Here is a 21,585-nt window from a genome sequence, read left to right as displayed (position 1 = left end):
GTTGCCGGTCAGTTCATATCCTCTTATTCCCCTCCTGTAGATAAGCTTAAATACTTCTAGATCTTTAAATAATACAGCATTTTAATAAGATCTAGTATGAGAAAGGAGGAATTTGCCTTGTCAGATTATCAGGTAACGCTTCTGGGTACCCCCAGTGTTTATCGAAACGAAGAGCTGGTTTGTTTCCCCTACCGGAAAGCAGAGGGGATCTTCTACTATCTCTGCGTAGAGAAAAACGCCAGCCGCGACGAATTGGTTTCTTTTTTCTGGGGATCCTGCGGCGAGGACTCCGGCCGGAAAAATCTGCGTCAGGCTCTGTTCCAGATCCGCCGCTGTCTGGGGGGGAATGTTATTATTCTTCAAGGACGGAATGGGCTGAAGCTGAACCAACGGTGCGGCGTCCGGACGGACTGGGACGCGCCGGATCCGGAATTTGCTCTGTGTCAGGAGCGATTTCTGAACTTCTTCTATCTGAAAGGCTGTCCGGAATTTGAGGCTTGGGTAGAACGCAAACGGGAGCTGCAAATTTCCCGTAGTCTGTCCTACATCGGAAATCAACTGAAGAACCCCGCCGTTTGCGAGGACGTTGCCCGGCTGCAGGAGCTGATCGGTATCTGGCAGTTCTGGAAGCCATGGGACGAGGAAATGGTTCTCACCGGCATGAAGCGTTTTGCTCAGGCAGAAAAATACGATCTGGGACTTCAGCTGTATCAGGAGTTTGTCAAGTGTCTTCGGGATGATCTGTCTGAATCCCCCTCCCACGCGGTGGAACTGCTGTACCGGACGCTGCTCCACCGGAAGAAAGTTTCCTTTCTCCGCAGACCTCGCGCCCATGATAATTTTTTTGGCCGTTTGGCAGAACTGCAGTATATCGATGAACGGATCTTCTGGTTTTTGAACGAGGAATCCACCGTCTCCGTGGTTATTGAGGGGGAAGTCGGCGTAGGCAAAACTGCGCTGATGCGGCAGATTTTAGAGATGAACCACGGTTTCGACGTACTGCAACTGTCCTCCCATTGTTATAGCGTGGAGGAGGAAATTTCCCTGAGCGCTTGGAGGAACCTGTTTGTTCAGTTGGAAAGTCTGTGTATCGCCGGGACGCTCCAATTATCCGCGCGCAGTCTTCAGTTGTTGCCGCTTCTGCTCTCCGGACGAATCAGCGAAGAAGACGACAACAGCGCCTGGACTTCCGCTGCACTGATCAACGGCGTATTGGGACTGTTCAAAGAACTGGTAAGTCAGCGAAAGGTCATTCTGTATTTTGACAGTCTCCAATGGATGGATTCTGTCAGTCAACAGCTTCTGCAGCGAATTATGATTGAATTCGGCAACGATCAAGTACTTCTTATTGCCACCTGTCGCACTGACGAGCAGAAGAACATTCTCGGGCTGTTGCTGGCGCTGCGGGAGCGGAATATCATTACCTCTCTGCCTCTTTCCCCTTTTACGGAGGAAGAAACCGCTGCTGTCATCTGTGAAGCTCTACAGAACCCCGGCACATCCAATACCCCTGATACTCACGAACTGTTTCTTCGCTCAGAAGGAAATCCTCTGGTGCTGATGGAGACTCTGAGCGTCATCCGCCAGGAAGGGTGGAAAAAAGGATTGCCCCTGCCCCGGCTTGACATGCTGATCCAACTGCGGCTGAACCGTCTTGATGCCCAGCAGCGCCGGGTTCTGGATGCTCTGTCCATCCACTTTGAGCATGCAAATCTGGAAGACCTGGAACTTCTGACCGGCATTTCCTCTAAAGAGCAGATCGAATTGTTGGACCAGTTGCTGGCCGCCGGGTTCATCGTGGAGCAACCCTGGGGCAGCGGTATTGTTTATAAATTCAAGCACCAGTTTTACAAGGACTATGTTTACCAGAATCTCTCCATGGGAAAACGTCGGCTATGGCACGCTACTGTCGCAGAATTCTATGACAAGCAGAAAACCGGCGACCGTTGGTGGATCTTGCTTCCTTATGCCATTCGGCATTATGAATACGGCGGGAATCCGAAGCGGGCAGAGGCTCTGCAAAAACTCCAGAATGAGCGGAAATCATAAATCCTCTGAATCCATCTGTGAATAATTATTGTCTCTGAACAAACCGTCCACAGGCTTTTTCATTATAAGAGCCTGTGGACTTTTTATTACATTGTCAGAAAACAAACGTAGAAATTAACGTAATTTTAACGCTTCAACGCTACACTGAAAATGCGTTTGGCACCAAACAATATCCTTAAATTCTTGAAAAGGAGGAACTAAAATGACCCCTGAAGAAAAACGAATGCTGGAAATCATTGATGAGAACAGGGACAAAATTCACAAGATTGCCAAAAAGATCTGGGAATTCAAGGAAGTCGGCTGGGAAGAATTCCAGTCATCCACCCTGTTGATGAACGCGCTGGAAAAAGAGGGCTTTGAAGTTCAACGGGGCCTCACTGGAAAGCATCCAAAATTCAATCAGGACGTGGACATGCCTACCGCCTTCAAGGCCGTGTTCAAGGGGAAGGAAGAAGGCCCCGCCATCGGTCTGATGCTGGAGTACGACGCTCTGCCCAACGGGCACGCCTGCGGTCATAATCTGATCGCCGCCGCCGGCTTCTCCGCCGCATTGGGCCTGAAAGAGGCATTCGCCCCCGTCGGATCTGTCATCGTCTACGGCACCCCCGCCGAGGAATTGGAGGGTTCCAAGCATTACATTCTGGAAGGCGGCTACATGGACGAGGTGGATCTAATGCTGGCCAACCACTATGGCGCCGACTGGTGCTCGGAAGTGACCGGCAAGGCCATCGTCTGGCCAACCCATGATAACTGGCTTACCTTCAAAGGCCGTACTGCCCATGCCTCCTCCGCTCCCCAAAAGGGCCGCAGTGCTTTGGATGCAGTGATTCTGACCACTGTGGGCTTGGAATTCCTGCGGGAACACATGTTGGAAACCAATCGCATCCACTATATCATCTCCAAGGGCGGCACGGCAGCCAACTCTGTTCCCGATCTGGCCACGCTGAATGTGGAACTGCGGAGCAACGACTCCGCCGAATTGAACTCCCTGATGCGACGGGTAGACAACATTATCAAGGGTGCCGAACTGATGACGGATACCACTGCCGTTTACAAGTGGGACGCCCCGTGGTACTGCGCCACTCCCGTTCCTTCTCTATACCATTACGCGGCGGAGTACGCTGCCGATTTGGGAATTGATTCCTCGCGCTTTACGTTCGGTAATCTGCCCAAGGCTTCCTCTGACTTGGGGTGTGTGGCCTATAAGATCCCTACGGTGGAAATTACCTTCCCCATTGTGCATGACGGTGAGCCTGTCCCCGTGGGACATGCGGACGAGACGGCTCTTCTGACCTGCAATGAGTATCCTATTGATCAGTGCATGCTGGCCGGTAAACTGATGGCCCTGACGGGCCTGCGGGTGGCTGGCGACCCAAAGAAGCTGGCGCATCTGAAAGCCGAGTTCGCCCAAAACTACCGCGAGTGATCTCCTTTGAGTCAAGCGGTAATCCAGAGTTCTCCGTCTAAAGTAAATGCCAAAATGTCAAATTACGAAAGGAGAGAGTAACATATGTCAGATAATATGAAAAATCTATCGTCCACAAAAGAACTGAAGCGTGTCCTTGGCTTCTGGGACCTGATGGCAGTCGGCATCGGTTCCATCATTGGTTCAGGTATCATGTCTCTGACCGGCTGGGGCATTGATGACACCGGCCGAAGCATCTGCATCGCTTTCGTTGTTGGCGGTCTCATCGCCATTTTGGCCCGCTCCCCTCAGATCTTTTTGAACTCGGTGGCTCGTTACAGAGGCGGCGACTATTCTATGGTCGGCACCTTCCTGGGGCCCCGCTGGACCGGTACCTACTCTATGATTGCCCTGCTGACCAGTGTTACACTGTCCATGTACGCCCTTTCCTTCGCAGACTACGCCATGCCCTTCCTGCCTGCCCTCACCCGAAAAACTATTGCATTGGGCATACTGACACTGCTTTTTATCACCAACACTTTCGGCATCAATGCATTTGCTAAAGTCCAGAATCTGGCCGTGATATTTCTGGTCATTTCCCTGACCATCTTCACGGCTGTCGGGCTCACTAAGCTGGACGGCAACTACTTCGACCCCGCCAGCTTTATGACCCGCGGATTTATGGGGCTGTGGCAGGCTTCTGTCCTCATGAGCTACACCTGTGACGGCGCCCAGTTTGTCACTCAGATGAGCGGCGAAGCCAGGAATCCCACTCGCGACATTCCCCGGGTCATGCTGTTCTCCACTCTGGGTGTTTCCGTGTTCTACGGTTTGATTGGCATTGTGGCCGCCGGAGTGCTGCCTATCAATCAGGTTGCCGGTCAACCTCTGAGCGTCGTGGCTTCTGCGATTCTGTCCAAGCCCCTATACTACTTGTTCTGCATCGGCGGCGGTTGGATGGCCCTGCTGACCACCCTGAACAGTTCCATCGCTACCTGTACCAAGCCCCTGATGCAGGCCTGCAACGACGGCTGGTATCCCCGCTCTCTGGCCCGTTTGCATCCCAAGTACCGAACTCCCTTGATTTTGCTGGCTTTCTATTATGTGGTTGGCTTTGTGCCCATCGCTTTCAATATTAATATCGGCATCATCAGCAATATCACTATTACCGTAGGCGCCATCACCAAATCCATGATCGTGCTGTGCCTATGGAGAATGCCCAAGGTGCTGCCGGAAGTCTGGAAAAAGTCCGACTTCCATATCAGCGACGGCGCATTGAAAACGCTATGCATCGTAGATCTTCTGGTCATTGTTGTCTCCGGCGTCACTTCGTCCTTTAAGCTGCCCTTGTCTCTGTTGTTAGGCAACTTGGGCGTGGTCGCCTTCGCCTTTCTCTTCGGCAGTCTCCGCTACAAGAGCGGCAAGGTCAAAGTGGAGAACAGCTATGAGTTATCCTGACGCATTCTGATTCCGCGCTGCATTTCATACTCCGCAGGCTGCCAGTTGCATTCCGTTCGCAAATTTCATGCGGTTTAGGTACGTGATTTAAGCGTTCCGAAGAAGTTTCCCATCGATGAATTATCGTAGGAACTGTTTCTATTGGGCATTGACGGCTGAAAGTGGCATTCTTGATCCAAGTTCTAATATTGTACCGCGACTCCTGGTCACTCTGGAGAGCGAGTCTATCAGTGACCTTTTCGTTTTTTAAGCTTCGCAGATCGTATCGATCACAGGAGAAGCCGTCATGTTCGTGCTGATTCTGTACCCCCTACTATCTTGCCGCAGAGGTCAATGACGGTGCATATATTCATCCCCTTTTACCAGATATTCTGCATTTGAATATTTTCTTGTTAATACGAAAGACCTTCTGCCGTAGATTTCATTCTACTGCAGGAGGTCTTTTTGTTCTTAGGTATACAATCCAAGTGCAACGGGAAATAAAAGAAACATTGAACCTCGAGTGAGGACGAAGTGTTCACAAGGACAGTGCTGCCGATGGACAGTGCTGCCGATGGGTTGCTTTTCCGTAAAGCGAGATGCGGCTCGGATCAGAACATCAGGTGCATGAACGCCGCCGTGATGGGGATGGCGATGAAGGTGCGCTCGAAGAAGCAGATCACGAGATCGCTCAGCTTGAGAGGCAGTTTGGAAGCCAGCATGACCACGATGGTCTCCGAGAAGAAGATGATCTGGCAGATGGAAACCGTGGTGACCATATAGCGCGCCTTGATGGAAAGCTCGCCCGCCTTGTCTGCGATGAGCATGACGGGCAGAAACATCTCGGCGATGCCTACGGGCAGCGAAGGCGCGATGGCTTCGGCGTCGGGAACGGCGCAGAGCTTGAGGAGAGGAACGAAGATCTTGCCGATCCACTGGAACACCGGCGTGTAGGTGGCGACGATCAGCCCGAGGATGCCCACGCCGGCCAGAAGCGTCAGGACTTTGGGATACACCGTCATGGCATCGAGGACGCTGTCCCTGATTTCCGGCAGAAGTTTTCCGGCCGTATAGGCTTTTTTCTCGGCGCGCTCGAAGCCTTTGGCAATCAGGTTGCCCGTGCCGCGCTGGGCCAGGATCTCCGCCTCGGTCTGGGCGCGCCCGTCGGCGTAAACGCTGCGTTTGTTCCGCAACGGCGGCAGGCGGCAGATGACGGCGCTGATCATCAACGTGATGACCAGCGAGCAGAAATAGACGCGCAGGAAGTAGTCGCCCAGCCCGGCGGTTTTGATGACCATGTAGGCGAACCCCACGCTCACGGCGGAAAATCCGGTGGCGATCAGGGCGGCCTCTTTCTCGGTGTACAGTCCTTTGCGGTACTGCCGATTGGTGATGAGCACGCCCACCGACGAGGAACTGACGAAGGAAGCGATACAGTTCACCGCAGCGTATCCGGGCACTTTGAACACGGGGCGCATCAACGGCTCCATGAGCGTTCCCACCATGTCCACCAGACCGTAGTTCAGCAGGAACGGCAGGAACACGCAGCTCACCGGAATGATCCACGCCACGCCGACGACGATGGCAGGCACGGCGGTGCCGCCGGTGGCGGAGCTGACGATGAACTCGGGCCCCGTGAAAGCGGGGATCGTGGCGTCCATCGTGTAGATCAGCGTAAACACGCCGCCCATCAGATAAAACACGGGATAGACGAAGGATTCGCCGCCGTAATACCTGCGCAGCCGCGAGCCTTCGGGCGCGAAGAACTTGCCGTAAACGCTGAGGATACCGTTGAGCGCGATGATGATCGTGATGCCCCAGAGCCCCGCGTTGCCCAGCGCGCTGATGAAGTAGTTGTAGATATGGCCGAAGGGCACGTCGCTCTTGCCGTTGACGGTGACGTTGACGAAAAACACGAAGATAGCGACGGCCGAAAAGAGAACGGCTTTCAGCGCGCCGACCGCTTTGCTCCGCAAGGAAAGTTCCAGCCGGTCCACCAGCAGAATGTCGTTAAGGTTCAGCGACGCGCGTTCTTCCGCGGAGAGTTTGTCGTAGAGGATCTTGTCAGAGTTCATGAAATCCTCACCCCCGACTTATTTGCCTTCTTTCCGATTTTTCTGAAGCGCGAGGATGGAGAGGAACTCGAACACGATGTTGGCCGCCAGATAGGCCGTGATCTCGCCGTGATCGTAAGCGGGAAGCACCTCGACGATGTCGAATCCCGCGAAGTTGACCGTCGTCAGCGCCCGCATCAGCGTCAGGGCTTCCAGCGACGTGAATCCTCCCACTTCCGGCGTGCCTGTTCCCGGCGCGTAAGCGGGATCGACAAAATCGATGTCGAAAGTGAGGAACACGGGCTTGTCGCCAACGCGTTCCTTGATGGCGTCGACCAGCGCGTCCAGCCCCATCTCGCGGATCTTGTGGGCGGGGATCAGTTTCATGCCAAGATCGGCGGCCATCTTATGCTCGTTGGGATCGTAAAGCGAACCGCGCATGCCGACCTGGATGCAGCGCGAAGGCTCGATGAGCCCCTCTTCGAGAGCGCGGCGGAACGGCGTGCCGTGGTTGTACTTCTCGCCGAAAACTTCGTCGCAAAGGTCCGAATGCGAGTCGAAATGAATCAGTCCTACGGGGCCGTATTTCTTTGCGACGGCACGAAGCTCGGCCAGAGTGATGGAATGATCGCCCCCGAGCACGATCGGCAGGGCTCCGTCGTTCAGGATCCCGGCGACGCCCGCCTCGATCGCGGCGTAGGAAGGATGGATGTAACCGGGCACGATGGGGAAATCCCCCAGATCGCCGCCGGTCAGGGAATCCATGATGTTCACCTGCTGTATCACGTTATTGGGCTTCATCATGCAGGAGATGTTGCGGATCGCCGAAGGCCCGAAACGGGAGCCCGAGCGGAAGGAACTGGCGGTGTCGAACGGAGCGCCGGCGATGGCGAAGTCAAGTCCCTTGGCGTTCTGGACGCGGGCCATGCGCATAAAAGTTCCCATGTTGCAGAAACGAGGCGAAGAGAGCGCGCTTGCAGGCTGATTGGACATAAAATATTCCCCCTATAATTTTTGGATGAATTTCACTGACACTCAGAGTACCGGTCTCTCTGTGTCTTCACGATATCACGGGTCTTTGTTTTTGTACTTATACTGAAAAAATAATGACCTATATCGCTCACCAGTCTTAAAATTATTTATAAAAAGGTCATTTATAGATTTACGTCATATTATCGAAAAAAGATGCGCCTCAATAGACAAAGTGCCGGACAATCTATCCTGAAAACGTTATAATCTATCAGCCAATTCATATGTCCCTTTCTTCTTATTAAAATGATAAACTGTTTTTATGAGAGAAATCGTGTTCACCGGCGGCGTGTTGCGGATCAAACGCAAAAGGAGGCGACAGAATGAACCTGAAGCAACTGGAATACGTGATCGAAATCAGCAAGTGCGGTTCCATCAACAAGGCCGCCCAAAACCTTTACGTGGCGCAGCCGTCGCTAAGCACCGCTATCAAGCAGCTGGAACAGGAGCTGAAATTCAACGTCTTTCGGCGCAAGAACTCCGGCATAGAGCTCACCTCCGAAGGCAAAATGCTGCTGCTGTCGGCCAAGCTTATCATCTCTGAGGCAGAGCGCATCCGACGCATTCCCCTTCTTTTCGACAGCCAGAAGAACCTCTCCATCTGCGGCACGTGGTCGTCGCTGCTCATGTGCAGCTTCATGCAGTTCCGCAACGAATTCCCCGAAGCCTCTCTACAGGACAACATCAAAGAGACCAGCATCCGCCAGGCCATTCGCGACGTGATGGACCAGACCTACCGCCTTTCCATCGTTTCCTGCCTCGACAGCCGCCGCAGCCTCTATCACTTGGAAATGCAGAAGTATCATATCAAGATGACGCCTCTGGCCGTCAATGTGCCTCCCGTAGCCGTCGTTTCCATGAACCATTACCTGAGCCGTTTCCGCGCCGTCACCACCGCTCAGCTCAAAACCTGCCCTATCGTCGCTTACGACACCTTCAACAGCGATGACTGGCTTGGCGCTTTCGGACTCGACAGCAGCTGCGAGATACTCAATATCTTCGACCGCGGCGCCCTGCAGGACGCCATCCGCCATAACTACGTCGCCATCCTGCCCATGGATCCCGATCTGGAACAGAGCATCCCCAACATCGTCATGCGCCGCATCTCCGACGGCCCCATGTCCAGCATTTACATGCTGCACCAGATCTCCTATCCGTTGAACCCGCGCGAGAAAAAATTCATCGCCCGCTTTCAGGCCCGCTTGGACTCCATCTACGGCAGCCGGGCGCGATAGGAACCTTCTCGACGGAGAAAAGCGCCGCCCCTCTTGGTTTCGTGCGAAATCAAGAGGGGCGGATCGTTTACTCTTACCAATAAGCGTTTGAATTGCCTGCGGTAACTTCGTCCGCGCAGATTGTTCCGCATAGGATGAGCTATGTGAAAAGACGCGGCGTTGAGGAGTGTTTTTCGGCCGTAAGGGATACGGGGCCCGGAGTGCGGAAAAAAGGTTGACATGAGTGTATAGCGGCTATATACTTTCGCCATGATGGACATGAAATTTAAAAACAAGTCAAGACTCAGTTATGTTTTTCTGCGGATTGTGAGCAAAACCATGGATATCGACAAGAAAGCCCGATATTTCGGGACCGACCAGCCTCTCTACGAAGCCGAGATCCACATGCTGAAGGCGGTCAAGGAAAACGAGGGGATCCATGTCACGGGGCTGGCCGATATGCTGGGCGTCACCAAGGGCGCTGTTTCTCAGACTCTGATGAAGTTGCAACGCAAGGGGATGATCGTCAAGGAAACAGATCCCGCCAATCTGTCGCGGCTAACACTCAAATTGACGCCGAAAGGAAAGACGGCTTACCTGAGCCACGAAGAGCTCCATCGGAAATATGAGAAAGTGTTCAGCGATATCCTTGCGGATTATCCGGAGGCGAACAAAGCTTTTTTGCGGAGCTTTTTCAGTATGCTCGAGGAAAAGCTTGACAAGTTTATGGAATGAAGAAGCGGAAGTTTTCAAATTCCGAAAAACTTTCCGGGGAGCGGAGAGGGATTGTTTTTTGGGAAAAGAGTATAGTTACTATACTCTTTCATGCCATTTTACAGAGACTTTCTCGGCAGGCAAAACTTTGTTCCGTCTCACGATCGAAGGTGCCCGCGAAACGCCGAAAGGTTCTGAAGGAAGGAGTAAGTTCAGATGAACTGTACAAGGAGATCATATCTGTGCGCGGCGCGATCCTTTTGTCTGCGGGGGCAGAGGATGACGCGGCTTTCCCTTTTCGCCGTCCTGTTCGTCCATATTGTTTCGGCGAACCTGCCTGCGGCGAAAGCGGCTTCGTCTCCCAACCGCCCCGTCCCCGTGGAGCTCTTCGTGGCGAAGGAAAAGGATATGGCGCTGACCCGAGAGTATATCGGGCACGTGGAAGCCGTTCAGGCTGTCGAACTTCGTCCGCAGGTGTCGGCTGTCATTGAGAAGGTCGAATTCCCGGAGGGCGCCGAAGTGAAAGAGGGACAGCTGCTCTTCACTCTGGATCGGCGTTCTTTCTCCGCGGCGGCGGAACTGCGCAGGGCGGAACTCGCTCAGGCCCAGGCCGACAAGGACAGAGCGCGGCGCCTCCTCAAACGCATGGAGGCCGCCGATAAACGCTCGGTCACGGCGTCGGCCCTTGACGACGCTCGTTGCGCCGTGCTCGACGCCCAGGCAAAAGTACGGAGGGCGACGGCGGCTCTGAGGATGGCCGAGATCGACCTGGAACGAACGAAAATCTGTTCGCCGATCGACGGCCGCATCGGGGCGGCGCTGGTTACCCGCGGCAATTACGTGACTTCGGCGACCCCGCTCGCACGGGTGGTGCAGACCGATCCCATACGCGTTTCATTCGCTCTGTCCGATCGCGAGTATCTCGCCGGCCGGGCGTTTTTCGCCGGCGGCGCGAAGGGCGCCGGTACATTCTCAGTTCGCGCCGTTCTGCCTGGCGGAGTGGAACTTCCCGGCCAGGGACGTCCGGATTTTATCGATAACCGCATGAATCCCGGAACAGGGGCTATCCTCGCGCGCTGCCGCTTTGACAATCCGGACGGATTATTGGTGCCGGGAGAACTGGTGACGCTCCGGGTGCTCCGTTCTGCGGGGCCGGTGCTGATTGTGCCGCAGGAAACGGTCATTTCCGATCGGCAGGGCGATTTCGTCTGGTTCGTCGACGACGGCGGGATCGTCTCTCGCCGTTCCGTCGTCGTCGGTCAGACTGTGGACGGGCTTGCCGAGATCGTCGAAGGCCTGGCCCCCGGCGACCGCATCGTGCGCCGAGGGATGCAGCGCGTGCGGCACGGCAGCGCCGTAACGGCAATAGCGCCGCCTGAGGAACGGTGACGGCGTCATGATCTCGAAGTTCTTCATCGATCGTCCGCGTTTCGCTGTCGTTCTTTCTCTTCTCATGTCCGTCGTCGGAGCGCTGGCGCTCTTTCTGCTTCCCGTCGCCCAGTACCCCGAGATCGCGCCGCCGACGATACGCGTCTCGACCGTTTATCCCGGCGCGTCGGCTCAGGTCGTGTCCGACACGGTAGGAGCGCCGCTGGAAAAAGCCGTCAACGGCGTCGAAGGTATGATGTATCTGTCGTCGTCGGCTTCGGATTCCGGGGCGTACGTCATGAGCGTGACTTTCGAGCTCGGCACCGATCCGGATATGGCGCTGGTCCGGGTGCAGAATCGAATGCAGCTCGCCTTGCCTCAGTTGCCCGTCGAAGTGGTCGCCCGCGGACTCTCGGCGTTGCCGGTATTCATGTCGCCCATCGCTCAGCTGAGTTTAGTCTCTCCCGGGGGGACTCACGACCTGCTGGCGCTGAACGATTACATGAAAAACAACGTCAAAGACGCCATCGATCGCGTCGACGGCGTGGGAGACTCGTTCCTCATCGGTTCGGGGCGAAGTCTCAGAGTCTGGCTGAATCCGGAACGCATCGCCAACCTGGGACTTTCCGTCGACGACGTGGTAGCGGCGATACGGAGCCAGAACCGGCAGGCGGCTATCGGAGCCGTGGGGATGGCTCCGGGCAACGAAGGGACTCCGATAGCTTATTCCCTCGAAACGAAAGGACGTCTGAACGACGCGGAGGATTTTAGAAACGTGATCGTGCGTACGGATTCCGACGGCAGTCGCGTCACTCTCGGTCAGATCGCCCGCATCGAGATTGGAGCCGAGAGTTACGGCTTCGAAGGGTTTGTCAACGGGGCTCCCTCGTCCAGCTTGAAGATCAGCCAGTCGCCGGGTTCCAACGCCTTGGAGGTCATGGCGGCGATCAGGACTCAGATAGCCCGTCTGGAACGGGATTTCCCGAACGACATGGAAATGGCGATCGTCTACGATGCGACGGCTTTCGTCAGAGCGTCTTTCGTGGAGATCCTCGCGACGCTGGGGCTCACCTGTCTGCTGGTTGTCGTCGTATGTTACCTGTTCCTGCAGAGCTGGAGAACGACTCTGGTGCCCGTGGCGGCCATCCCCGTATCCTTGCTGTTCGCGCTCGCCGGGCTGTCCGCCCTCGGGTACAGTCTCAATATCCTGACGCTGTTCGGGTTCATCCTGGTGATCGGCACGGTGGTGGACGACGCCATTCTCGTGGTGGAGCGGGTGCAGTTCGTCATGGAACGGGACGGCGCCGATGCCCGCTCGGCAACGGTCCGCGCCATGAAGGATATCACGACGCCTATGGTCGCCACAACGATGGTGTTCCTGGCTATCTTCGTCCCCGTGGCTTTCATGAAGGGGATGACCGGCATCATCTACCGGCAGTTCGCGGTCACCATCGCCCTCGCCGTTTTGTCTTCGCTGGTCGTCGCGCTGACGCTCAGCCCCGTGATGTGCGCATCCCTGCTTTCCGCCGCCGCACCGACGGCGAAAGGCCCGCTCGCATGGTTCAACCGTCTGCTGGAACGAACCCGTTCAAGCTATGTGAGGGGATCGGTATGGATCGCCCGCCGTTCCGCCGTAACGCTGCTGCTGTTCCTTCTGATCGGCTGCGCGGGATGGTTCATGCGGAGGAAGATCCCCACGTCGTTTCTGCCCGACGAGGATCAGGGCTGCGCTTTTCTCGTCGCTCAGCTGCCCGAAGGGGCTACCAGGAGCCGGACGGTCCCTTTGATCGAAAGGCTGTGCCGTAGGGTGGAAGACGTGCCGGGGATCGAGTGGGTCCTGGGTTTCCCGGGCAACAATTTCATCGGCGGATTCGGAGCGGACGAGAGCGTGGGCTCTGTCTGGGCGACTCTCGAGGACTGGTCGGAACGCTACGCGCGCGAGGGGCAGGATCTGAACTCCGTCATGGCGAAACTGCGCGGCATCGCCGCTTCGGTTGCGGAAGCGCGGGTGATGGTGTTCACGTTGCCGCCCATCCTCGGCGTCAGTCTGAGCGGAGGACTTGACTTCCGTCTCCAGTCGCGCCGGGGATTCGATCCCGCCGAACTGTATCAGGTGCTCCTGGATTTTCAGGGACGTCTCGCCCGGTGTCCGGAAGTGCTGTTCAGTTACAGTCCTTACACCGCCAGCGTGCCTCATATGCGTCTCAACGTCGACCGCGCCAAAGCGGAAGACCTGAACGTACCGATCTCGTCGGTTTTTTCGACGCTCCAGTGCTATTTCGGCACTTACTACGTGAACGACGTCAACCTTGGGAACCAGACCAACAAGGTCCTTCTGGGAGCGGACGCGCCGTTTCGGCAGAACGTCGACGGGATGGCGCGGATCCATGTCCGCGGCAGGACCGGACGGCAGGTGCCCCTGAGCGCTTTGGCGGCGACGGAAAAAAGCTTGGGGCCGAGCGAAGTGGATCGCTACAACCTCTATCCCGCAGCCGCCGTTACCGTAAGACTCAAACCCGGCGTCAGCACCGGGCGGGGGATGGCTCTCCTTGAAGAACTGGCAAAAGAACTGCCCGAAGGCTATGGCTACGAATGGTCCGGCATGAGCTTTCAGGAAAAGCGCACCGGCGAATCCGGCGAACTGAGCCGCGTGCTGTTGCTGGCGCTGCTCTTCAGCTATCTTTTCCTGGTGGCTCAATACGAGAGTTGGACGCTGCCCCTGTCGGTGCTCCTGTCGCTGGTAACGGCTTTCGGCGGCGCTCTGGCTGGCGTGTGGATCATGAAGCTGTCGCTGAGCGTCTATGCCCAGCTGGGGATCCTTCTGCTCGTGGGACTGGCCTCGAAGAACGCCATCCTCATCGTCGAATTCGCCAAAGCGCTGCGGGAACGAAACGGACTGTCGATCCTCGACGCGGCCTCGCAGGCCGCCCATGAACGATATCGCGCCGTGCTGATGACGGGTCTGACCTGTGTCTTCGGCATCCTGCCCATGCTTTTTGCCGCAGGCGCGTCGTCGGCCAGCCGAAGGGCCGTCGGCAGCGTCATGGTGTTCGGGATGGCGATCGCTACGGTATTGGGCGTTTTCCTGATCCCCGGGCTGTTTGTCCTGTTCGAAAGACGTGCAAAAAGCGGCGGCGCTCCCGCCGTCACGCCGAAGAAGACGAGGTGAGACCGACGCGATGAACGGGAAAAAATTTGCGCTTGCCGCGCTGGCGACAGCGGCGCTGACGGCACTGGTTTGTCCGCAGGGACGCGCCGCGCGGAGGACGGAAAAGGCAAATGAAGGCGACTGGCTGCGTCTGGCGGAACGATATCCTTTGACGGCTTCTTCGGCAAACGGAGAACGGCTCTCCGCATCGGTTCTGGCCAGATGGTGGGACGCGCTGGACGATGAGCTTCTGCCGGAACTGATCGTTCGCGCCCTGAAACATAATAAAGATATGGACGCCGCGCTGGCGCGGGTATACGAAGCGCGGGCAGCGCTGGGCATTGCCGAGGCCAGTCTCTCGCCGACCGTCAGCTTGGGCGGGAAAACCCACAGAAGCCGGATTTCCGACAACACGGGAGGAACGGGAGAACGCAGCGGACACCGTTTGGGGTTCGACGCTTCATGGGAGATCGATCTGTTCGGCCGGCTGCGCCGGGGCGCTTCGGCGCGACGCGCCGACCTGGAAGCCGAGGTCGCCGGACTGCAGAACGTCTGGGTCTCGATCGCCGCCGAGGTGGCGCTGAACTATGCCGATTACCGTTCGCTCCAAGCCAGGATCGACATAATGGAACGGAATGTCCTGCGTCAGGAGGACATGCTTCGTCTCGTCGCCTCGCGCCGCGCAGCCGGCCTGAGCGACGGACTGGCGGAACAGCAGGCGCGGTACGGCCTGGAGTCGACCCGCGCCGGTATTCCGCCGCTGAGGTCTGCTCTGGAAGCGAAGAGCAACGCCCTCTCCATTTTGATCGGAGAGATCCCCGGTTCTCTGAACGACGCGCTGGCTTCCCCTGCTCCGGTCCCCCGACCGAAGGCCGCTCTTGTGACGGGAATCCCCGCCGAGACGCTGCGCCAACGCCCGGATATCCGCATAGCCGAACGTCGTCTGGCTGCGCAGGCGGCGCGGAAAAAAAAGGCCGCTGCCGAGCTTGCCCCTCAACTGCGCCTGTCGGGTTCCGTCGGTTTCGAATCACTGAATTCAGGAAACCTTTTCTCGCCCGGATCGCAGGGATTTTCGATCGGCCCCCTGATCTTCAGTTGGCCGCTCTTCAACGCGGGAGCCCTGCGCCGCAACGTTCGGGCCCAGGGTGCGCGTGAAAAGGCGCTGCTGGCCGCCTATGAAAAGACCGTGCTGAAGGCTGCCGCCGAAGTGCGCGACGCCCTTGCGGCCTACGGGCAGGAAAATTTGCGCCGGCAGTCCCTGGAAGCCGGGCGTTCAGCAGCCCGGCGCGCGCTTGAACTTGCCGAAGACCGCTATCGTCAAGGGCTGTCCGATTTCAGCGAAGTGCTGGGAGCACAGGGCGCGCTCCTGTCTCTGGAGGACGGACTGGCGGCAAACGCCGGCAACATGACCGGCGCTCTGATCAGACTTTACAAGGCCCTCGGAGGAGGCTGGGCGCCTTTGTCCCCGGAGGGAAGACTTCAGCCGATCTCCGACGCCGTCAAGCACGGACGGTAGCCTTTTCGCACTTGCAAAGCGCAAACTTCATTTCGCGCGTTTCCCATGCGATATTTTGGGACCGCGGCAGGTATCTGACTGTAACCCCAGTCCATGCCGAAAACGTGCTCCCTTGCCGACGAAAGCCGTCAAACGACGTTCCGCCCGTTCCGGTTTCGCGCGAAACTGGAACGGGCGGAACGATTATTTATTTTAGTGCATGTAAATTAACTCATTATAATGACTGCGTTTGCGAGAAATGTTCCACGTGGAACATTTCGTATAGGTGTTTGGAATAGCATCTGCTGACACTACTCCAGCTTCGTCGCCTACACAAGCTCGCTCAACACCCGCGCGGCGATGGAGCGGGCGAGGATCACGGGTTTGCCGGTAATTCGGCGAACCTGTTCCTTCATCGCCAGCGTGTAGCCCATGCAGTCCATGACGAGAGCGTCGGCGCCCCAACGGGCGAGTTCTTCCGCCGCGGCGGGGATCGTTTCTTCGGGACGGACGTAGGGCGATGCGCCAATGGAACGATTTTGCTCGGTGATCTGCGACCAGCGGCGCGACGACTGTTCCAGCTGATCCGGCGACGGCATGAAGACGCCGAGTTTCGCGCCGGCCGGCACGACGGCCTGAACCATGTTGAACAGGATTTTCTGCGGCCTCAGCAGCAGCCCGCCGGTTGGAAAGTCGGGGAACTCGCCCGTGCAGAGCAGCAGGACGGCGGGGATCCCCGCGGCGAAGTGGGCGGCGATCTTTTGGCGCAGCAGCGGCGTCACCGCACGTTCGCAGATTTTCACGGACGTGCCGTCGGCCATTCTCGTGACCAGCACATAATCGCCCGGGCGCGGCGCCATGGCGGCGATCTGTTCGGAACTCAGGCCGTCCAGCGCTCCCGCTTCGATCAGTTCCACTTCCGCCCCGAGGATCTTCATAAGGTCAGGCGTGACGTCTGTTCTTGGCGCCTGCCCAATGGTGACGGTCCCTACGCGCAAAGTCATGGCCGGGCCTCTTACGCCTGAGGATCCGCCGGCGGCAGATCGCCCATGCTTTGAAGTTTGTTCATGGCCCCGTAACGTTTGAGGGTCAGATCGAATTCTTCCTCGCTGTAAAACTTGCACTTGCCCTCGCCGAACGCTTTCGCCGTTTCGATGGCGAAGCGCACGGCCGCCTCGATGTCTATCGGTTGCGAGCTTCCCGTAGCACAGCCGGGGACCGTCGTCTGCGACGTCAGCGCCACGCCGACGACCGGCGCTTTGGTGGCCGTGCAGGGCTGGAGGATGCTGTTCAGGTGATAGAGCCCGTTGCCGTAGGGCGTGATGTCGGTCATGCTGAGGGGAAAAACCTTGGGCAGCTCCCCCGTGACGGAGCTCATGATCTCGAGCAAATCTTCGCTGACGCGCAGGATCCAGCCCTCCTTGACCGTCGGCGAGATGGCAAAGCCGCGGGCGTTGACGATCCGGTTGCCGCGCGTCGTGTCGATGGACAGGACGGCGTCCAGCTCCTCGCCCATTTCTTCGCGGTTGGCGATGGTCATGTTGATGGGAGAACCCATGAACGGCACGGGATCGTGAGGGCGTGTAGGAGAATTGGGGCAGATGTGAGTGGAGACGAACACGTCGCCTTTGAGCGCGTCGCCCTTTTTCGCCATGTCGCCCAGTTTCATGGCGACGGCCACGGCCGACACGGCGCCGTCGCCGTCGGAAACGAGCCCGATCCGTTCGGGGCGCGCGCCGATGCCGCCGAGACGGCCGACGATACCGATGGTGGGAGCTGTGCCGCCGTTATGTTTGCCTTCGGAGCCGTAGAACCACGTTTTGACGAAGTCGGTACTGCCTTTGGGGCCGTGAACAGTTTTGACGGAGATCTGTTCCCCCGGCACGCCGGCGGCCATCAGCGCTTGTTTGACGCTCTCGCCGCTTACGGACGGCGAGTCGAGCAGTTCAAGCGCGTTCATCGTATAAAGAAGAGACATGATCGGTACCTCCTTGATTTTCTACGTCTATTTTTTTCTCTTCGGTTATTGCGAACACGGCGGCTGCACTACTTCAGCGTGACGTAGGGCAGCACGTCCCTGCCGACGACCTTCTCGATAGGTTCCAAAAGTTCCCGGCAGAACATGCCTGCGCCAAGAGGGATCCTGTCCGCAGGGACCAGCGTCACGAAAACGCGCCGCCCCTTTGCGAGCTCCGCCGTGGTGACGGGAAGTCCGGTTTCTGCGTCCGTGGTCATGATCAGATCGGGGAAGGTCCCCAGCCGTTCGCCGCCGCGGTCCAGCGTCATGAATTCGTTCCAGAACGCGAGTTCGCACCCGCCTGCGGAAACGACGCCATGGTCGAACCCGCCTTCGGTAATCAGGTCGATAGCGTCCACCGTGCCCGCCGTAACGACGCGGCCGCCGAGAAAGCCGACCGCCGCCTGGACAACAGCTTCGGCTCCGCGGGAACGGGCTTCAAGCATTTTCGTCCCAGTTTCGATGGCCAGCATCACGGCTCCCGGCGCGGCATGTTCTTTCAAATAATGGGCTTTGACCGGATTACGGGCCACCGCAACCAGTCCTCCGGCCTGAACGGCGCACTGCCGCACAAGCGCCGCTACGGCCTCCATGGGGCCGCTGAAAGCCGCTTCGAGGTAGCGCCCCGTCTCGGGATTTCCTCCCGCCGCCGTCTGCTTCGAAACGTAACGATTGTCGCGGTGCAACGCCATAGATCCCATGACGCCGGTGGGATGCGCGCGTCCGTTGCACGGCGCGTCGATCAGGGGCAGCCCGCTCATGGCGGCCGGCAGCCAGCCGTTGAACGTCGAGCCGCCGCCATTTTCGTTGGTGATCAGTCCGGCCGGAGGCGACACGTCCAGTTTTGCCATCAATTCAATGACGCGCATGGCCGCTTCGGGCTTGGCCATCGCTTCTTTCGAGGCCGGCGCACCCACCGCCGAACAGGTGACGACGACCGCTTCGGGATCGATCTCGTCCAGCGAGACCAGTTCCAACGGACCGGAGGAAAGAGCCGCTTCGCCGAGCGCGCGCCCCTTGGCCATCGAACCGCCGCCGCCACCGCCAAGAAAACAGCCGCCCAGCAGCGCGGCTTCCACGTGTTCCTGAGTCAGTTTCAATCGAGACATGCAAAGACCTCCTTCAACACAAGGCCGTCCACAGGCAGGTGGCCGCGCAGCGCAGCGGATCCAGCACCGGCAAGCCGACGCGGCGACGCAGCTCCGGAGCGGCGTTGATCGTCGCCAAACCGGTGCAGGCCAGAAGGAGCAGCTTGGCGCCCTTGCTTTTCAGCGCACAGCCGGCTTCCGCGAGCGCGTCCATCGCGTCGGGGCGGAACAGATCCAGCGTCGTATGGATCTGCGGCGGGCGCAGAGAACCGACGATACGGCCGCCTAAAATTTTTGCGATCTCTTCCGGTACGTCGTCCGTGATCCCCAACACTCCCACGGAAACCCCGTAGGCGCTGGCCACGTGCGCCGTCGCCGTGCCGGCGCCGACGACCGGGACGGCGAGCTCCCGTTGGAGGATGCCGACGCCGGGATCGCCGGCGCAGCTGATATAGACGGCGTCGACGTTTTCGTCCGCGAAAGCGCGCCCCAGCGCCAGCACCTTGGGCAGCGCCTTCGCATGACTTGCCTCGTCATGGATCCCTTCGTCCTGATCGGCGATGCACCGCGATTCGACGGACAGACCGGGAAAACACGATTCGATCATACGCCCGTGAAGCTGGAGCAACTCCTGATCCGGCGTCGTCAGGACGCGGATTAGACCGATTTTTTTCTTCTCCGACATCGAATTTTCACACCCTTTCACGGCAGCGCCGTTTTTATGGAAGCATGGCGCTGCCGGTCACGTCGAAGATACAATGCGCTTACCACCAACCGAAGGAACGCCCGATGGCGTTGAAGAAACCGAAAAGCCCGTCGCCGGCCACGAAACCCGCGCCGTAGAGCTGCATCGCCTCTTCGTGGTTTTTGATGAAGAGCGCCCGCAGGATCAGGGCGACCACCAGGCCGACGCCGTAAATGGGGTTGCGGATCAGCAGTCCCGTGGCGCAGAGAATGCCCAGCGCCTTTTTCGAACCGCCGGCGACCTGCAGAAGCGCGCCGGGGACGGCCCAGCACAGCATTTCAAGAAGGATCGCATAATCGGAACCCGCCTGGATCGTGGCCGCGAAAACCCGGCTGACGGGTGGAAGCAGATTGAGATTGAAATGCATCTTCATCAAAAGTCCGACCACCACAGCAGCGATCAGGCCGCCGAAGAGTTCGGAAAACATCTGCTGGCGACGTCCGTCCAGTTCGTACTCGCGATTCTTCCCGCTTCCTCTGATGACCCAGCCCGTCTTCAGATCGTATCCCATGTCGGCAAAACATGGGCCCGTGCTGGAAACGAAGCCTGCCAGCACCGCCAGCGCCGCCGGCGGAAAGTTCATGAACAGGCCGAGGCTGACGAAAATCACGGTCACGGCAAAACCGGGGAACCAGCCCGAGAACATGGCGCACAGCCCGACCAGGATTGCGGCGGAGATCGACGAAAACGTGCACCAGACACCCCAGAGAATGAGCTTGGGTGTCTCCATGGAAGTCATGAACCCGGTAATGGCCGCCAAAATGACAGCCGCCACGGCGAAATATCCAATATGGGCGGCGATGGCTTTCTTAGCCGCCGCGTGAGTCACCGTGGGCGCGCTTTCGGACGAGAACTCGCGGACGGATTTTTTGAAGATCATGACGAGCGCCTGGATCAGCGAGATCAACCCGGCGCCGATCATAAAACCGTGCGGGATGTACGTTTTCCCGAGATCGGCCGGGAGATTCGTCAGTCCAAGAGAACTGAGCCAAGGGACAAGGCTCGGATAATAGCCGCGGATCAAAAGCCCCGCAGCCAGAGCCGACATGGCCCATGGGTTGGCGATAAACGCGATGCCGACGCCGGCCATGGGAAGACCGCCGGAAAGAAAAGGCTTGATCCGGCATCCGGCGCCTGCCGCGCCTAAAACGATGCCGCTCAAAAGCGTACGTCCTTTTTTACCGCCTTCGTCTCCAGCGATCAGCGCTTCCGCGGTGGCGATCCCCGGCGCCCACGATTCCCGGGCGGGGAACATCTCGGAATCGAACAGCGAATAAACGAGATGCATGCCGATCAGCGTCGCCATACCGGATCCGATAAGCATCGGCACGATCAGGGAAGGATCGCCGAAAACGTAGAGGATCCCGACGGCAAGCAGGCAGCAATTGGCCGCGCCGAATCCGGCGGCCGAAGCCATCGTCTGCACCAGATTCTGTCGGTCCAGGCTGCGGAATCGGCTCAGCCTGGCGAAGGGGATCCTGGCAAGCGCCATGGCGAACAGCGCGCCGATGACGGATGTGTTCGGCGTCGTTCCGATGCGGGAGATGATCTGCATACAGATGACCGCCGAAAAGACGGAAACCAGCGCGCTGATGACAAACGTTTGCCCCTCGAAAGCCTTGACGTGCGGAACTTTTTTCTCTTCTGACATGTGACTGACCTCCTGACCTTCGTCGAAAATGGTAAGACCTTCTCAAAAGAAATGCCTGCACATAACCCTCCCGTCGATAAAGTTTTTAGAGATCTTATTGAATTTTATCATGCTAAATAATATAATAAATATATTTTTGCATAAAAATACAGTATCAAATTATGCAGGCGC

Annotated in this window: 15 protein-coding genes; 8 read left to right on the top strand and 7 right to left on the bottom strand. The window is 57.7% G+C overall.

All coding sequences use genetic code 11. From position 1 onward, the window contains the following. The first annotated feature begins 117 nt into the window (after nucleotides 1-117). The 3 genes from B0D78_RS00280 to B0D78_RS00270 all read left to right on the top strand — a co-directional run bounded on the left by B0D78_RS00280 (nucleotide 118) and on the right by B0D78_RS00270 (nucleotide 4,912). Nucleotides 118-2,049: an AAA family ATPase gene (locus tag B0D78_RS00280; protein ID WP_078014988.1), complete on the top strand. Its 1,932-nt coding sequence runs from the start codon at nucleotides 118-120 to the stop codon at nucleotides 2,047-2,049. A 202-nt stretch (nucleotides 2,050-2,251) separates the two neighbouring features. Further along, nucleotides 2,252-3,475: an amidohydrolase gene (locus B0D78_RS00275; RefSeq protein WP_078014987.1), complete on the top strand. Its 1,224-nt coding sequence runs from the start codon at nucleotides 2,252-2,254 to the stop codon at nucleotides 3,473-3,475. Between the two features lie 84 nt (nucleotides 3,476-3,559). Continuing rightward, nucleotides 3,560-4,912 carry an APC family permease gene (locus tag B0D78_RS00270; RefSeq protein ID WP_199674778.1) on the top strand — a complete coding sequence of 451 codons (1,353 nt, stop codon included), beginning with the start codon at nucleotides 3,560-3,562 and terminating at the stop codon, nucleotides 4,910-4,912. A gap of 590 nt (nucleotides 4,913-5,502) precedes the next feature. On the opposite strand, the gene B0D78_RS00265 is transcribed toward B0D78_RS00270, so the two are convergent. Together B0D78_RS00265 and speB are read right to left on the bottom strand one after the other, a co-directional pair. After that, the gene (locus tag B0D78_RS00265) at nucleotides 5,503-6,966 is read right to left on the bottom strand and encodes a YjiH family protein (protein ID WP_078014986.1); all 1,464 of its coding nucleotides are present in this window, start codon (nucleotides 6,964-6,966) and stop codon (nucleotides 5,503-5,505) included. Nucleotides 6,967-6,984: 18 nt separating this feature from the next. After that, complete coding sequence (speB, locus tag B0D78_RS00260; RefSeq protein ID WP_078014985.1) at nucleotides 6,985-7,938, bottom strand: agmatinase; 954 nt, start codon at nucleotides 7,936-7,938, stop codon at nucleotides 6,985-6,987. 359 nt (nucleotides 7,939-8,297) lie between these two features. On the opposite strand from speB, the gene B0D78_RS00255 reads away from it, so the two are divergent. The 5 genes from B0D78_RS00255 (at nucleotide 8,298) to B0D78_RS00235 (ending at nucleotide 15,934) form a co-directional block, all read left to right on the top strand. Next, nucleotides 8,298-9,209: a LysR family transcriptional regulator gene (locus B0D78_RS00255; RefSeq protein ID WP_078014984.1), complete on the top strand. Its 912-nt coding sequence runs from the start codon at nucleotides 8,298-8,300 to the stop codon at nucleotides 9,207-9,209. Nucleotides 9,210-9,515: 306 nt separating this feature from the next. Continuing rightward, the gene (locus B0D78_RS00250; RefSeq protein WP_199674776.1) at nucleotides 9,516-9,923 is read left to right on the top strand and encodes a MarR family winged helix-turn-helix transcriptional regulator; all 408 of its coding nucleotides are present in this window, start codon (nucleotides 9,516-9,518) and stop codon (nucleotides 9,921-9,923) included. Between the two features lie 258 nt (nucleotides 9,924-10,181). Beyond that, on the top strand, nucleotides 10,182-11,291 hold the full coding sequence (locus tag B0D78_RS00245) for an efflux RND transporter periplasmic adaptor subunit (RefSeq protein ID WP_168169936.1): 1,110 nt from the start codon (nucleotides 10,182-10,184) through the stop codon (nucleotides 11,289-11,291). A gap of 7 nt (nucleotides 11,292-11,298) precedes the next feature. After that, on the top strand, nucleotides 11,299-14,439 hold the full coding sequence (locus tag B0D78_RS00240) for an efflux RND transporter permease subunit (RefSeq protein ID WP_078014981.1): 3,141 nt from the start codon (nucleotides 11,299-11,301) through the stop codon (nucleotides 14,437-14,439). Between the two features lie 10 nt (nucleotides 14,440-14,449). Continuing rightward, nucleotides 14,450-15,934 carry an efflux transporter outer membrane subunit gene (locus B0D78_RS00235; RefSeq protein WP_078014980.1) on the top strand — a complete coding sequence of 495 codons (1,485 nt, stop codon included), beginning with the start codon at nucleotides 14,450-14,452 and terminating at the stop codon, nucleotides 15,932-15,934. Between the two features lie 308 nt (nucleotides 15,935-16,242). Here the strand turns inward: B0D78_RS00235 and B0D78_RS00230 are convergent, their stop codons facing one another. From B0D78_RS00230 to B0D78_RS00210, 5 genes are all read right to left on the bottom strand, one after another. After that, nucleotides 16,243-16,917 carry an AroM family protein gene (locus tag B0D78_RS00230; RefSeq protein WP_078014979.1) on the bottom strand — a complete coding sequence of 225 codons (675 nt, stop codon included), beginning with the start codon at nucleotides 16,915-16,917 and terminating at the stop codon, nucleotides 16,243-16,245. 11 nt (nucleotides 16,918-16,928) lie between these two features. Next, nucleotides 16,929-17,891: a DUF1177 domain-containing protein gene (locus B0D78_RS00225; protein WP_009164585.1), complete on the bottom strand. Its 963-nt coding sequence runs from the start codon at nucleotides 17,889-17,891 to the stop codon at nucleotides 16,929-16,931. A gap of 68 nt (nucleotides 17,892-17,959) precedes the next feature. Next, on the bottom strand, nucleotides 17,960-19,039 hold the full coding sequence (locus tag B0D78_RS00220; protein ID WP_078014978.1) for a DUF917 domain-containing protein: 1,080 nt from the start codon (nucleotides 19,037-19,039) through the stop codon (nucleotides 17,960-17,962). 13 nt (nucleotides 19,040-19,052) lie between these two features. After that, nucleotides 19,053-19,703: an aspartate/glutamate racemase family protein gene (locus B0D78_RS00215; RefSeq protein WP_078014977.1), complete on the bottom strand. Its 651-nt coding sequence runs from the start codon at nucleotides 19,701-19,703 to the stop codon at nucleotides 19,053-19,055. Between the two features lie 79 nt (nucleotides 19,704-19,782). Further along, nucleotides 19,783-21,414 carry an OPT/YSL family transporter gene (locus B0D78_RS00210; protein WP_078014976.1) on the bottom strand — a complete coding sequence of 544 codons (1,632 nt, stop codon included), beginning with the start codon at nucleotides 21,412-21,414 and terminating at the stop codon, nucleotides 19,783-19,785. Between the last annotated feature and the right edge of the window lie 171 nt (nucleotides 21,415-21,585).

This window comes from Pyramidobacter sp. C12-8 (assembly GCF_002007215.1).
Taxonomy (GTDB): domain Bacteria; phylum Synergistota; class Synergistia; order Synergistales; family Dethiosulfovibrionaceae; genus Pyramidobacter.
Note: the sequence above shows the minus strand (reverse complement) of the source record. Positions and strands in the feature narration are given on the sequence as shown.

Coding starts and splice junctions, on each gene's coding strand:
- B0D78_RS00230 (WP_078014979.1), bottom strand. CDS start 16,917: ATGACTTTGCGCGTAGGGACCGTCACCATTGGGCAGGCGCCAAGAACA.
- speB (WP_078014985.1), bottom strand. CDS start 7,938: ATGTCCAATCAGCCTGCAAGCGCGCTCTCTTCGCCTCGTTTCTGCAAC.
- B0D78_RS00235 (WP_078014980.1), top strand. CDS start 14,450: ATGAACGGGAAAAAATTTGCGCTTGCCGCGCTGGCGACAGCGGCGCTG.
- B0D78_RS00210 (WP_078014976.1), bottom strand. CDS start 21,414: ATGTCAGAAGAGAAAAAAGTTCCGCACGTCAAGGCTTTCGAGGGGCAA.
- B0D78_RS00270 (WP_199674778.1), top strand. CDS start 3,560: ATGTCAGATAATATGAAAAATCTATCGTCCACAAAAGAACTGAAGCGT.
- B0D78_RS00265 (WP_078014986.1), bottom strand. CDS start 6,966: ATGAACTCTGACAAGATCCTCTACGACAAACTCTCCGCGGAAGAACGC.
- B0D78_RS00215 (WP_078014977.1), bottom strand. CDS start 19,703: ATGTCGGAGAAGAAAAAAATCGGTCTAATCCGCGTCCTGACGACGCCG.
- B0D78_RS00240 (WP_078014981.1), top strand. CDS start 11,299: ATGATCTCGAAGTTCTTCATCGATCGTCCGCGTTTCGCTGTCGTTCTT.
- B0D78_RS00245 (WP_168169936.1), top strand. CDS start 10,182: ATGACGCGGCTTTCCCTTTTCGCCGTCCTGTTCGTCCATATTGTTTCG.
- B0D78_RS00275 (WP_078014987.1), top strand. CDS start 2,252: ATGACCCCTGAAGAAAAACGAATGCTGGAAATCATTGATGAGAACAGG.
- B0D78_RS00255 (WP_078014984.1), top strand. CDS start 8,298: ATGAACCTGAAGCAACTGGAATACGTGATCGAAATCAGCAAGTGCGGT.
- B0D78_RS00225 (WP_009164585.1), bottom strand. CDS start 17,891: ATGTCTCTTCTTTATACGATGAACGCGCTTGAACTGCTCGACTCGCCG.
- B0D78_RS00220 (WP_078014978.1), bottom strand. CDS start 19,039: ATGTCTCGATTGAAACTGACTCAGGAACACGTGGAAGCCGCGCTGCTG.